The organism is Cellulomonas sp. P4_H4, assembly GCF_056400865.1.
Genome location: NZ_JBFUKL010000001.1, coordinates 569341 through 582575 on the forward strand (window position 1 = coordinate 569341; position 13235 = coordinate 582575).

12 protein-coding genes are annotated in these 13235 nt (G+C 69.9%); all 12 read left to right on the forward strand.

All coding sequences use genetic code 11. The features are described from left to right. Window positions 1-35 precede the first annotated feature (35 nt). The 12 genes from AC1DPN_RS02885 to nuoL all read left to right on the forward strand — a co-directional run bounded on the left by AC1DPN_RS02885 (window position 36) and on the right by nuoL (window position 13224). Window positions 36-398 (forward strand): NADH-quinone oxidoreductase subunit A, encoded by a 363-nt coding sequence (locus tag AC1DPN_RS02885; RefSeq protein ID WP_477083210.1) that lies wholly within the window; start codon window positions 36-38, stop codon window positions 396-398. Window positions 399-458: 60 nt separating this feature from the next. Next, window positions 459-1010: a NuoB/complex I 20 kDa subunit family protein gene (locus tag AC1DPN_RS02890; protein ID WP_477083211.1), complete on the forward strand. Its 552-nt coding sequence runs from the start codon at window positions 459-461 to the stop codon at window positions 1008-1010. Continuing rightward, complete coding sequence (locus tag AC1DPN_RS02895) at window positions 1007-1792, forward strand: NADH-quinone oxidoreductase subunit C (RefSeq protein ID WP_477083212.1); 786 nt, start codon at window positions 1007-1009, stop codon at window positions 1790-1792. The genes AC1DPN_RS02890 and AC1DPN_RS02895 overlap by 4 nt, the downstream gene beginning before the upstream one ends. Next, window positions 1789-3138, forward strand: coding sequence for an NADH-quinone oxidoreductase subunit D (locus AC1DPN_RS02900; protein ID WP_477083213.1), 1350 nt, complete (start codon window positions 1789-1791; stop codon window positions 3136-3138). The genes AC1DPN_RS02895 and AC1DPN_RS02900 overlap by 4 nt, the downstream gene beginning before the upstream one ends. Then, complete coding sequence (gene nuoE, locus AC1DPN_RS02905) at window positions 3138-3986, forward strand: NADH-quinone oxidoreductase subunit NuoE (protein WP_477083214.1); 849 nt, start codon at window positions 3138-3140, stop codon at window positions 3984-3986. The genes AC1DPN_RS02900 and nuoE overlap by 1 nt, the downstream gene beginning before the upstream one ends. Beyond that, on the forward strand, window positions 3986-5323 hold the full coding sequence (gene nuoF / locus AC1DPN_RS02910) for an NADH-quinone oxidoreductase subunit NuoF (RefSeq protein ID WP_477083215.1): 1338 nt from the start codon (window positions 3986-3988) through the stop codon (window positions 5321-5323). The genes nuoE and nuoF overlap by 1 nt, the downstream gene beginning before the upstream one ends. After that, on the forward strand, window positions 5320-7887 hold the full coding sequence (locus AC1DPN_RS02915) for an NADH-quinone oxidoreductase subunit G (RefSeq protein ID WP_477083216.1): 2568 nt from the start codon (window positions 5320-5322) through the stop codon (window positions 7885-7887). Before nuoF ends, AC1DPN_RS02915 begins: the two co-directional genes overlap by 4 nt. Next, window positions 7884-9251 (forward strand): NADH-quinone oxidoreductase subunit NuoH, encoded by a 1368-nt coding sequence (gene nuoH, locus AC1DPN_RS02920; protein ID WP_477083217.1) that lies wholly within the window; start codon window positions 7884-7886, stop codon window positions 9249-9251. The genes AC1DPN_RS02915 and nuoH overlap by 4 nt, the downstream gene beginning before the upstream one ends. A 148-nt stretch (window positions 9252-9399) precedes the next feature. After that, entirely contained in the window at window positions 9400-10080 is a 681-nt protein-coding gene (gene nuoI, locus AC1DPN_RS02925) for an NADH-quinone oxidoreductase subunit NuoI (RefSeq protein WP_477083844.1), read from the forward strand. Window positions 10081-10088: 8 nt separating this feature from the next. After that, entirely contained in the window at window positions 10089-10931 is an 843-nt protein-coding gene (locus tag AC1DPN_RS02930) for an NADH-quinone oxidoreductase subunit J (RefSeq protein WP_477083218.1), read from the forward strand. Continuing rightward, entirely contained in the window at window positions 10928-11227 is a 300-nt protein-coding gene (gene nuoK / locus AC1DPN_RS02935; protein ID WP_477083219.1) for an NADH-quinone oxidoreductase subunit NuoK, read from the forward strand. Before AC1DPN_RS02930 ends, nuoK begins: the two co-directional genes overlap by 4 nt. Before the next feature lie 11 nt (window positions 11228-11238). Continuing rightward, on the forward strand, window positions 11239-13224 hold the full coding sequence (gene nuoL / locus AC1DPN_RS02940; protein WP_477083220.1) for an NADH-quinone oxidoreductase subunit L: 1986 nt from the start codon (window positions 11239-11241) through the stop codon (window positions 13222-13224). Window positions 13225-13235 lie beyond the last annotated feature (11 nt).

Below are 13235 nucleotides of genomic sequence, written 5' to 3' on the forward strand. Positions count from 1 at the left end.
CGAAGCAAGACCTCGCCGTTGAGGAGTGACGCACGATGAGCAACCCCTACGTGCCTCTGTTGTTCCTGATGGGCATCGCCGCCCTGATGGCACTCGGTGGCGTCGGCTCGAGCGTCGCCCTCGGACCCAAGCGGTACAACCGCGCCAAGCTCGAGGCGTACGAGTGCGGCATCGAGCCCACGCCGCACGCCATCGGCGGCGGACGCTTCCCGATCAAGTACTACCTCGTGGCCATGACGTTCATCGTCTTCGACATCGAGGTGGTCTTCCTCTACCCGTGGGCCGTGAGCTTCACGATGCTCGCCTGGTTCGGGGTCGTCGCGATGATCGGGTTCCTGCTGATCATCACCGTGCCGTTCGTCTACGAGTGGCGTCGCGGGGGCTTCGAGTGGGACTGAGCACCATGAGCAGCACAGCTCGGGCCCGCACCAATCGCACAGCTCGTCCGGAGGTTTGAGATGGGGATCGAAGAGGCACCGTCGGGGTTCCTGCTGACGACGGTCGAGGATCTCGTCGGCTACTTCCGCAAGTCGTCGCTGTGGCCGGTCACGTTCGGCCTGGCATGTTGTGCCATCGAGATGATGGCCGCAGGGGCCAGCCGGTTCGACATCTCCCGCTTCGGCATGGAGGTGTTCCGCGCGTCGCCGCGCCAGGCGGACCTGATGATCGTCGCCGGCCGGGTGAGCCAGAAGATGGCCCCGGTGGTGCGCCAGGTCTACGACCAGATGTCGGAGCCCAAGTGGGTGCTCTCGATGGGTGTGTGCGCCAGCAGCGGCGGCATGTTCAACAACTACGCGATCGTGCAGGGCGTCGACCACATCATCCCCGTCGACATCTACCTGCCGGGCTGCCCGCCGCGGCCCGAGATGCTCATCAACGCGATCCTCACGCTGCACGAGCAGATCGAGAACGAGCCGCTCGGCGTGAACCGTCAGCAGGCCGTCGCCGCCGCCGAGGCCGCCGCCCTGGCAGCGACGCCGACGTCGCACATGACGGGCCTTCTGCGGTGAACGACTCCAGCGCGAAGAAGGATGCCGCGGAGGCCGTCAAGCCGGGTGTCGCCGGGCTCGGTGCGCAGTCGCACACGGAGGCCGCGCTCGAGGCCGGTGCCCAGAACACCACGCGGACCCCGATCGACATCGTCGACGTCCGCACCGGCATGTTCGGCGTGACCGGGTCGGGCGACACCTCCGGCTACGGCGGGCTGGTCTCGCCGATCGCGCTGCCCGGGCCGAGCGAGCGACCGTACGGCGGCTGGTTCGACGAGGCGGTCGACATCCTGACCGAGGTGCTGGACGAGTCCGGCACCGGCTTCGCCGCCGCGATCGAGTCCGTGGTGATCGACCGCGAGGAGATCACCCTGCACGTCCGGCGTGAGCACGTCGTGGAGGTGGCGCAGGTGCTGCGCGACGACCAGGACCTGCGGTTCGAGCTCAGCCTCGGCGTCTCCGGCGTGCACTACCCGCACGACGCCGGCCGCGAGCTGCACGCGGTCTACCACGTCGTCTCGGTGACCCACTCGCGCCGACTGCGCTTCGAGGTCGCGGTTCCCGACGAGGACGCGCACATCCCCTCGACGGTCGCGGTCTACCCGGCCAACGACTGGCACGAGCGCGAGACCTACGACTTCTTCGGGATCATCTTCGACGGTCATCCCGCCCTCGCCCGCATCGAGATGCCCGACGACTGGCCGGGCCACCCGCAGCGCAAGGACTACCCCCTCGGGGGCATCCCGGTCGAGTACAAGGGCGCCACCGTGCCGCCCCCGGACCAGCGGAGGTCGTACCGATGACCACACAGACACCAAGGTCCACCGCACGCGTGGTGGACAGCGACACCGAGGACGTCCCCTCGTTCGAGGCGTCCGGCGGCGACTGGTCCGACATCGCCGAGGAGGCCGCTCGCCTCGGCGAGGAGCGGATCGTCGTCAACATGGGCCCGCAGCACCCGTCGACGCACGGCGTGCTCCGGCTCATGCTCGAGATCGACGGCGAGACGGTCACCGAGGCCCGCGCGGGAATCGGCTACCTGCACACCGGCATCGAGAAGAACATGGAGTTCCGCACCTGGACCCAGGGCGTGACCTTCTGCACGCGCATGGACTACGTGGCTCCGCTCTTCCAGGAGGCCGCGTACTGCCTGGCCGTCGAGAAGCTGCTCGGCATCACCGACGACGTGCCCGAGCGCGCGACCGTCATCCGCGTGCTGCTGATGGAGCTCAACCGCATCACGTCGCACCTGGTGTGCCTGGCCACCGGCGGCAACGAGCTGGGCGCCACGACGATCATGACCGTGGGCTTCACGGCGCGCGAGGAGATCCTGAAGGTCTTCGAGCTGATCACCGGCCTGCGCATGAACCACGCGTTCATCCGCCCCGGCGGCGTCGCGCAGGACATCCCCCCGGGCGCGATCGACACGATCCGCGAGACCCTCGTGACGGTCCGCAAGTTCTTCAAGCAGCTCGAAGACCTGATGATGGCCAACCCGATCCTGCACCTGCGTCTCAAGGACGTCGGCTACCTGGGCCTGTCGGGCTGCATGGCGCTCGGGATGACGGGGCCGGTGCTGCGCAGCGCGGGCCTGCCGTACGACGTGCGCAAGGCCAACCCCTACTGCGGGTACGAGACCTACGACTTCGACGTGCCGGTCGAGCACACCGCTGACTCGTGGGGGCGCCTCGTCGTCCGCGTCGAGGAGTGCTACCAGTCGATGAAGATCGTCGAGCAGACCCTGGACCGCCTGCAGAAGCTGGGCCCGGGCCCGGTGATGGTCGAGGACAAGAAGGTCGCCTGGCCTGCGCAGATGGCCATCGGCGCCGACGGCATGGGCAACTCGCTCGATCACATCCGCGAGATCATGGGCACCTCGATGGAGGCCCTGATCCACCACTTCAAGCTGGTCACCGAGGGCTTCCGGGTTCCGGCCGGTCAGGTGTTCCAAACCGTCGAGCACCCCCGTGGCGAGCTCGGAGTCCACCTGGTGTCCGACGGTGGGACGCGCCCGTACCGCGCGCACTTCCGGGACCCGTCGTTCAACAACCTGCAGGCGACGTCGATCATGTGCGAGGGCGGGCAGATCGCCGACGTCGTCGTCGCCGTCGCGTCGCTCGACCCTGTGCTCGGAGGGGTGGACCGCTGATGTCCGTCGAAGCTGGCCGGACTCCCGGACAGACGCATCGCACGTCCTACGACGCCGAGACGCACGCGCGCCTCACGTCCGACTCGGACGCGATCGTCGCCCGCTACCCGCAGGCGCGCTCGGCGCTGCTGCCGATGCTGCACCTGGTGCAGTCCGAGGACGGCTACGTGAGCCCGCGGGGGATCGCGTTCTGCGCGTCCCACCTGGGTCTGACGACGGCCGAGGTCTCGGCGGTGGCGACGTTCTACACGCAGTACAAGCGCCACCCCAACGGCGAGTACACCGTGGGCGTCTGCATCAACACGCTGTGCGCGGTCATGGGTGGCGACGCCATCTGGGAGGAGCTGTCGGACTCCCTCGGCATCGGGCACGACGAGACCACCGACGACGGGTTGATCACGCTCGAGCGCGTCGAGTGCAACGCGGCCTGCGACTACGCGCCGGTCGTGATGGTCAACTGGGAGTTCTTCGACAACCAGACGCCGGACAGCGCCCGCGAGATCGTCGACACGATCGCCGCCGGGCAGCCTGTGGTCCCCACCCGCGGTGCCGACACGGTCGTGACCTTCAAGGACATGTCGCGCGTGCTCGCGGGGTTCGACGACGGACGCGCCGGCGAGGGTGTGGGCGGAGGCGTCCCGACCCTGCGCGGCATCGAGCTCGCCCGCGCCGAGGGCTGGACGTCACCGCCGCTCGAGACCGACGGTTCCGCCGCGGGTGCCGCACCGAGCACGCCCGAGGTCGGCGGCGAGCAGTCGAGTGCCGAACGGCCCGCGACGACGGCCGGTGACGTGTCGCCCGAGGGCGAGCAGAAGAAGCAGACCTCCGACGACGCGAAGGAGTCCTGATGGCGACCACGCTGACCCCGGTCCTCACGGACACGTGGGACGCCGACCGCTCGTGGACGCTCGCGACCTACGAGGGTGCGGGGGGCTACAAGGGGCTGCGGCGCGCGCTCGGCATGCAGGCCGCCGACGTCGTCACGATGGTCAAGGACTCCGGCCTGCGCGGCCGCGGCGGCGCCGGGTTCCCGACGGGCATGAAGTGGGGCTTCCTGCCCGCGCCCGACGGTGGACCGCGGTACCTCGTCGTCAACGCCGACGAGTCCGAGCCGGGGACCTGCAAGGACATCCCGCTCATGATGGCCAGCCCGCAGCACCTCATCGAGGGCATGATCATCACGAGCTACGCGATCGGCTGCCACCACGCGTTCCTGTACGTGCGCGGCGAGGTCCTGCACGTGTACCGCCGGCTCCTCCTGGCGATCCAGGAGGCGCGCGCCGCGGGCTACCTGGGCAGCGACATCCTCGGCTCGGGCTACGACCTGGAGATCACGCTGCACTCCGGTGCGGGCGCCTACATCTGCGGTGAGGAGACGGCGCTGCTCGACTCCCTCGAGGGTCTGCGCGGCCAGCCTCGGCTCAAGCCCCCGTTCCCGGCCGTCGCGGGCCTGTACGCCCGCCCGACGGTGGTCAACAACGTCGAGTCGATCGCGTCGGTGCCGGGCATCGTCGTCGGCGGCTCGGACTGGTTCAAGTCGATGGGCACCGAGCGCTCCACGGGCCACGGCCTCTTCTCGCTGTCCGGCCACGTCACGCGCCCGGGGCAGTACGAGGCGCCGCTCGGCATCACGCTGCGGGAGCTGCTCGAGATGGCCGGCGGCATCCGCGAGGGCCACGAGCTGAAGTTCTGGACGCCGGGCGGTTCGTCGACGCCGATCTTCACGGCCGAGCACCTCGACGTGCCGCTCGACTATGAGTCGGTCGGCGCGGCGGGCTCGATGCTCGGCACGCGCGCGCTGCAGATCTTCGACGAGACCACGTCGGTGGTGCGTGCGGTCACGCGCTGGACCGAGTTCTACAAGCACGAGTCCTGCGGCAAGTGCACCCCGTGCCGTGAGGGCACGTACTGGCTGACGCAGGTGCTCCAGAGGATCGAGGCCGGGCAGGGCACGTCGGCCGACATCGACCTGCTGCTCGACCTGTGCGACAACATCTTGGGCCGCGCGTTCTGCGCGCTGGGCGACGGCGCGACGAGCCCGATCACGTCCGCGGTGCAGTACTTCCGCGAGGAGTTCGAGGCCGGCACGCACACACCGGCCGACGCGCTCTTCCCGCCCGAGAACAGCTCGCTGTTCGCCTACACGCCGCGCCAGACCGGCGCCCTCGCGGGGGTCCACGCATGACCATCCTGTCCTCCGGGTCGAACACCAAGCTCGTCCCGACAGCTCCGTCCGAGCCGGTCGAGGAGCCGACGGCCACCGTGACGTTCGTCGTCGACGGCATCGAGACGACCGTGCCCAAGGGCACCCTGGTCATCCGTGCCGCCGAGGAGCTGGGCATCCAGATCCCGCGGTTCTGCGACCACCCGCTCCTCGCACCGGCCGGCGCGTGCCGCCAGTGCCTGGTCGAGGTGTGGGCACCCGGGCGTGACGGCAACCTCGCCAAGATGCCCAAGCCGCAGGCCAGCTGCACGCTCGAGGCGTCGCCCGGGATGCAGGTCAAGACGCAGCACACCTCCGAGGAAGCGGACAAGGCGCAGCACGGTGTGATGGAGCTGCTGCTCATCAACCACCCGCTGGACTGCCCGGTCTGCGACAAGGGCGGCGAGTGCCCGCTGCAGAACCAGGCGATGAGCAACGGGCGCGCGAGCACCCGGTTCGTCGACATCAAGCGCACGTTCCCGAAGCCGATCGCCATCTCGACGCAGATCCTCCTGGACCGGGAGCGCTGCATCCTGTGCCAGCGCTGCACGCGGTTCTCCGAGGAGATCGCCGGGGACGTGTTCATCGACCTGCAGAAGCGCGGTGCGAACCAGCAGATCGGCCGCTTCGACACCCAGATCCTCGGGTTCGAGGGCGAGACGCCGCTGGGAGCCGCGACCGAGGACACCTCGGGCCGCCCGTTCGCCAGCTACTTCTCCGGCAACACCGTGCAGATCTGCCCGGTCGGCGCGCTGACCAGCGCGGCATACCGGTTCCGGTCCCGTCCGTTCGACCTGGTCTCGACGCCCGGGGTCGGGGAGCACGACGCGCAGGGCTCGGCCATCCGTGTCGACCACCGCCGCGGCGTGGTCCTGCGCCGGCTCGCCGGCGAGGACCCGACCGTCAACCAGGAGTGGATCACCGACAAGGACCGGTTCGCGTTCACGTGGCAGGCCGCATCGGACCGCATCACCACCCCGCTCGTGCGCAACGGGGACGGTGAGCTGGAGCCGGCGAGCTGGGTCGAGGCGCTCGACACCGCGGCTGCCGGGCTGCGGGCAGCCGCGTTCCCCGCGGACGAGCGCGAGACGGCGGTCGGCTGGGCCGTCCTGCCCGGCGGTCGCCTGACGCTCGAGGACGCGTACGCGTACGGCAAGTTCGCGCGCGTCGCCCTCGGCACCAACGACGTCGACGGTCGTGCCCGTCCGCACTCCGCCGAGGAGGAGGCCTTCCTCGGGCACCACGTCGCCGGACGCACGCTCGAGGTCACGTTCGCGGACCTGGACCGTGCGACCGCCGTCCTCCTGGTCGGGCTCGAGCTCGAGGAGGAGGCCGGGATCGCGTTCCTGCGCCTGCGCTCCGCGGTGCTCGACCACAAGACCCGGGTCCTGTCGGTCGCCGCGCTCGAGAGCCGTGGCCTGCAGCGCCTGAACGGCACGCTGGTCCCGTCGGCACCGGGGACGGAGGCCGAGGTCCTCGACGGTCTCGACGCCGAGGTGACCGACCTGCTCGGTGGGGACGGCGCGCTGATCCTCGTCGGAGAGCGGCTGGCGGGCGTGCCCGGCGGCTACTCGGCAGCCCTGCGGCTGGCGGAGCGCACGGGTGCCCGCCTGGCGTGGATCCCGCGCCGGGTCGGCGAGCGCTCCGCGGTCGAGGCGGGCCTGCTCCCGACGCTGCTGCCGGGCGGTCGCCCGGTCGCGGACTCCGCTGCACGCGTCGACCTCGCTGCCGTGTGGGGTGTCGACACGCTTCCCGCCGACACAGGGCGCTCGACGGGAGAGCTCATCGAGGCGGCGCGCTCCGGCCGGCTCGGCGCGCTCGTCGTCGGTGGCCTCGAGCCGGCCGACCTGCCCGATCCGGCGGCCGCCCGCGAGGCGCTCGACGTGGTGCCGTTCCTGGTCTCACTCGAGGTGCGCAGGTCCGAGGTCACGGACCGGGCGGACGTCGTCCTCCCGGTCGCGCCGCCCTCGGAGAAGTCCGGCACGTTCGTCACCTGGGAGGGGCGTCCGCGTCCGTTCCCGGTCGCGCTCGAGACGCACGCGCTGGCCGACTACCGCATCCTGGACCGGCTGGCCGACGCGCTCGGCGTCGAGCTGGGCCTGCCGTCGCTCGAAGCGGTGCACGCCGAGCTCGACCAGCTGGGCGGCTGGGACGGCGCACGCGTCGATGCCCCGTCCGTCGCCGCAGCGGAACCCCCGGCCGTCGCCGAGGGCACCGCGATCCTGGCCACCTGGCACCAGCTGCTCGACACGGGTCGCCTGCAGTCGGGCGAGCCGTACCTGGCCGGCACCGCGAAGCGCGCGGTCGCCCGCATCTCGCTCGGCACCGCGAACGGCGTCGGTGTCGTCGACGGCGGCTCGATCGCGGTGAGCACGGACGCGGGCACGATCACGGTGCCCGTCGTCGTCACCGACATGCCGGACCACGTGGTCTGGTTGCCGACGAACTCCGTGGCGAGCACGGTCCGCGAGACACTGCACGCCGACGCGGGAGACCTGGTCCACCTGGCGCCCGGCCCGCGATCCACCGAGGAGGTCGGCGCGTGATCTTCCTGCCCGCAGACGCACTCCCGCCGGTCACGGCGGACTTCAGCGACGACACGTGGTGGATCGTCCTGATCAAGGCCGTCGCCATCGTCGTGTTCCTGCTGGTGAGCGTGCTGTTCGCGATCTGGTTCGAGCGCAAGGTCGTCGGTCGCATGCAGCAGCGGCCCGGCCCCAACGTGCACGGCCCGTTCGGCCTGCTCCAGTCGCTCGCCGACGCCATGAAGCTCCTGGTCAAGGAGGACATGACGGTCAAGGCGGCCGACAAGCTGGTCTACATCGCGGCGCCGATGATCGCGGTGTTCTGCTCGTTGCTCGTGTTCGCGGTCATCCCGTTCGGGCCGATGGTGAGCATGTTCGGCATCGACACCCCGCTCCAGCTGACCGACTTCCCGGTGGCCGTGCTCTACATCCTGGCGTGCGCGTCGGTCGGCGTGTACGGCATCGTGCTCGGCGGCTGGTCGTCGGGCTCGACCTACCCGCTGCTCGGCTCGGTCCGTTCGACCGCGCAGGTCATCTCCTACGAGCTGGCCATGGGCCTGTCGCTGGTGACCGTGTTCATCGCCGCGGGCTCGATGTCGACCTCGCAGATCGTGTCCTCGCAGGAGGGCATCTGGTGGATCATCCCGCTGATCCCGGCGTTCGTGATCTACATCGTGTCGATGGTCGGCGAGACCAACCGCCTCCCGTTCGACCTCCCCGAGGCCGAGGGCGAGCTCGTCTCGGGCTACATGACCGAGTACTCGTCGATGAAGTTCGCCTGGTTCTTCCTCGCGGAGTACATCAACATGCTGAACGTCTCGGCGATCGCGACGACCCTGTTCCTGGGCGGCTGGCGCGCACCGTGGCCGATCTCGTGGGTCGGCGACGGGGTGCTCAACACCGGCTGGTGGCCGATCCTGTGGTTCGTCGCCAAGATCTGGATCTTCATGTTCTTCTTCGTCTGGGTCCGCGGCTCGGTGCTGCGGTTCCGGTACGACCAGTTCATGAAGATCGGTTGGAAGGTCCTCATCCCGGCGGCCCTCGCGTTCGTCGTCGTCGTGGCGCTCGTGCAGGGCATGCTGAAGTTCAGCGACCTGCCGGTGCAGCGGATCTTCCTCATCGCCGGTGGCGTGCTCGCGGTGCTGGTCATCGCCTCCCTGTTCATCCCGGAGAAGCAGGCGCCACCACCGCCACCACCGGCGGCCCCGAAGGTCTACGACCCCTACGCGGGCGGCTACCCGGTTCCGCCCCTGCCCGGCCAGGTCCTGCCGCCGTCCTCCCGCAAGGTGCGGATGGCCGCGGCCAAGGCGTCCGTGACGGCTGGTTCGTCCGGGGCCGACGAGTCCGACGGACGCGACGAAGGAGATGTGGTGCACGGTGGCTGACAAGCCCAAGCCCCCTGCCGGGTCCGGCAAGCAGCCGGCCCGCAAGCCGGCGTCCGGCAAGCCGGCACCCGCCAAGCCCGCGACCGGCAAGAGCGTCGCGCCGCGTCGGCCGTCGGGCGAGATCGTCAAGCCCGAGGGCTACCAGTCGATGATCGAGCCGCGCAACGCGGTCTCGGACTTCTTCGCGCCCGTCGGAGGGTTCGGGGTCACGCTCTCGAACATGTTCCGTCCGACGGTCACCGAGCAGTACCCGTCGGAGAAGGTGCCGACCAAGCCGCGCTACCACGGTCGGCACCAGCTGAACCGGTATGCGGACGGCCTCGAGAAGTGCATCGGCTGCGAGCTGTGCGCCTGGGCGTGCCCCGCGGACGCGATCTACGTCGAGGGCGCCGACAACACCCCCGAGGCCCAGCACTCGCCGGGCGAGCGGTACGGCTCCGTCTACCAGATCAACTATCTGCGCTGCATCTTCTGCGGCCTGTGCATCGAGGCGTGCCCGACCCGGGCGCTGACCATGACCAACGAGTACGAGCTCGCAGGTCCGACCCGCGCGGGCATGATCTGGGAGAAGCAGGACCTCCTGGCTCCGCTGCGCAGCGGCATGCTGCAGGCGCCGCACCCCATGGTCGAGGGCACGACCGACACCGAGTACTACCGCGGCGAGGTCACCGGCTCCACCCCGGCGCAGGTCGCCTGGGTCTCGGAGCACCGTCCCGACGACCCGACGCTGCCGGGTGGCGCGGGCCTCGACGCCGCGAACGTGCCGGGTGAGACCGCGGCCGTGATGGCCTCGACCGTCGCGGCGGCGAACCGGCAGGGCACCCGATGAGCGCGGCGATGCTCCATGCACTGAGCGAGACGGGCCAGACGTCCACGGCCGAGGCGATCCTGTTCTGGTGCCTCGCACCGATCATGGTGCTGGCGGGCATCGGGCTCCTCGTCGTCAAGAAGGCCGTGCACGCCGCGCTGCTCGTGATCACGATCATGATCTCGCTGGCCATCCTGTACATCGCGCAGGGCGCGGTGTTCCTCGGCATGGTGCAGGTGGTCGTCTACACCGGCGCCGTCATGATGCTGTTCCTCTTCGTGCTCATGCTCGTGGGCGTCGACGGGTCGGACTCGCTCGTCGAGACGATCCGCGGACAGCGCTGGATCGCCCTGCTCGCGGGTGCCGGCCTGGCGTGCGTGCTCGTCGGTGTCGTCGCGACCGCGGTGTACGAGGCCAAGGGCTTCACGCCCGAAGCGGTGAACAACAACCCCACGGGCATCGCCGCGATCCTGTTCGGGCAGTACGTGTTCGCGTTCGAGGTGGTCGGGGCCCTGCTGGTCACCGCCGCGCTCGGCGCCCTCGTGCTCACGCACCGGCAGCGGCTCGTCCCGCGCGTCGGCCAGAAGGAGCGGGCCGACGCCCGCGTGGCCGCCGGTGCGACCCTCACACCGCTGCCCGCTCCTGGCGTGTACGCCCGGCACAACGCCATGGACGTCCCGGCGCTCGGGCCGGACGGGCGCCCGCTCGAGAGCTCGGTCCCGCGCGTGCTTCGCATCCGTGGGCAGGAGGCCGACGCCGACGCGTTCGCCGCCCGCATCGGCAAGGTGCTCGCCGGCGGGTCCGAGGTGGCCGGTAGGCCGCTCGGCGGCTCGGACAACCCGGGGAACGCGGCGACGGAGGAGATCCAGTGAGCCTGACCCACTACCTCGTGCTGGCGGCGATCCTGTTCTCGCTGGGCGCGACGACCGTCCTGCTGCGGCGCAACGCGATCATCGTGTTCATGGGGATCGAGCTCATGCTCAATGCCACCAACCTCACGCTCGTCACGTTCTCGCGCATCCACGGTGACCTGACGGGGCAGGTGATGGCCTTCTTCGTGATGGTCGTCGCGGCCGCCGAGGTCGTCGTGGGGCTGTCCATCATCGTGGCCATCTTCCGAACCCGACGCTCGGCCTCGGTCGACGACGTGAACCTGTTGAAGAACTGAGGGGCGGGGACGTGCACACCCTGACATCCCTGGTGGCGAGCCTGCCATCAGACACGATCGGACCGCAGACCGAGATCATCAGCGCGGGCGTCCTGCTCGTCGCGCCGTTGCTCGTCGGCATCCCGCTGCTGAGCGCTGCCCTGCTGCTGGTGCTCGGACGTCGGACGGACCGCTGGGGCCACTGGCTCGGCGTTCTGGCCTCGTCGGCCGCGTTCGTCATCGGAGCCATCGTCTTCGTCAAGATGCTCCAGCGTTCCGAGGGCAGCCGGGTGCTCGACGTGAACCTGGGGAACTGGATCGACGCGGGCGCGTTCCACCTCGATGCCGGGGTGCGGCTCGACCCGCTGTCGCTGACGTTCGTGCTCCTGGTGACCTTCGTCGGCACGCTGATCCACATCTACGCGGTCGCCTACATGGAGCACGACGCGGACCGGCGCCGGTTCTTCGCGTACCTCAACCTGTTCATCGCCGCGATGCTCACGCTCGTGCTGGCCAACAGCTACCTGCTGCTGTTCTTCGGCTGGGAGGGCGTCGGCCTGGCGTCGTACCTGCTGATCGGCTTCTGGAACCACCGGCTCGACTACGCCGTAGCGGCGAAGAAGGCGTTCGTCGCCAACCGCATCGGTGACCTCGGGCTCATCATCGCGATGGGCCTGATGTTTGCGACGTTCGGCAGCGTCAGCTTCGACGCGGTGCTGAACGGCGTGACGGACTCGACCAGCCAGGCGACGCTGAACGGCATCGCGATCATGCTGCTGCTCGCCGCCTGCGGTAAGTCCGCGCAGTTCCCGCTGCAGTCCTGGCTCGGCGACGCGATGGCCGGCCCGACGCCCGTGTCGGCCCTGATCCACGCCGCCACCATGGTGACCGCCGGTGTCTACCTGATCGTGCGGTCGGCCCCGCTGTTCAACGCGGCGCCCGACGCCCAGCTGGTCGTCGTCTGCGTGGGCGCGGTCACGCTGGTGTTCGGGGCGATCGTCGGCTGCGCCAAGGACGACATCAAGAAGGCGCTCGCCGCCTCGACGATGTCCCAGATCGGCTACATGGTCCTGGCCGCGGGCCTCGGCCCGGTCGGGTACGCGTTCGCGATCTTCCACCTGGTGACGCACGGCTTCTTCAAGGCCGGCATGTTCCTCGGTGCCGGGTCCGTGATGCACGGCATGGACGACCAGGTGAACATGCGCCGGTTCGGTGGGCTCGGCCGGTACATGAAGATCACGTACATCACGTTCGGCGCGGGGTGGCTCGCCATCATGGGCGTCCCGCCGTTCTCCGGCTTCTACAGCAAGGACCACATCATCGAGGCGGCGTTCGTGCCGGTCGAGGGTGCGCCGTGGCGGGCCTGGTTCTTCGGCACGGTCGCGATGCTGGCCGCGGGGCTCACCGCCTTCTACATGTCGCGGCTGTTCTTCATGACGTTCGAGGGCGAGAAGCGCTGGTCCGACAAGGCCGACGGGACCCACCAGCACCCGCACGAGTCCCCGAGGCTCATGACCTGGCCGATGATCGTCCTGGCCGTCGGCTCGGTGGGCCTCGGCTACTACCTGAACGCGGGAAGCAAGTTCGTCGACTGGCTCTCACCCGTGCTCGGCCATCCCGAGCACGACGAGCCGGTGCTGCCCGTTCCCGTCCTGATGGCGGCGACGCTCGCCCTCGTCGCCCTGGGCATCTTCGTCGCCTGGCGTCGGTACGTCACCTCGCAGGTCCCTGTCCTTCCGCCCGTCGGCACCTCGCTGACCCGCGCCGCCCGCGTCGACCTCTACCAGGACGCCGTCAACGACGTCCTGCTGGTCGAGCCGGGCCAGGCCCTCACCCGCTCGCTCGTCTACGTCGACCGCACCGCGATCGACGGGACCGTCACGAGCGTCGGCCGTCTCACGGTCGGCCTGGGTGCGGTCGCCCGACTCGTCCAGACCGGCTACGTGCGGTCCTACGCCGCGACGATGCTGCTCGGCCTGGTCGCCCTCGTCGTCGTCGTCCTGGTCATCCAGAACTGATGGAGCTCACA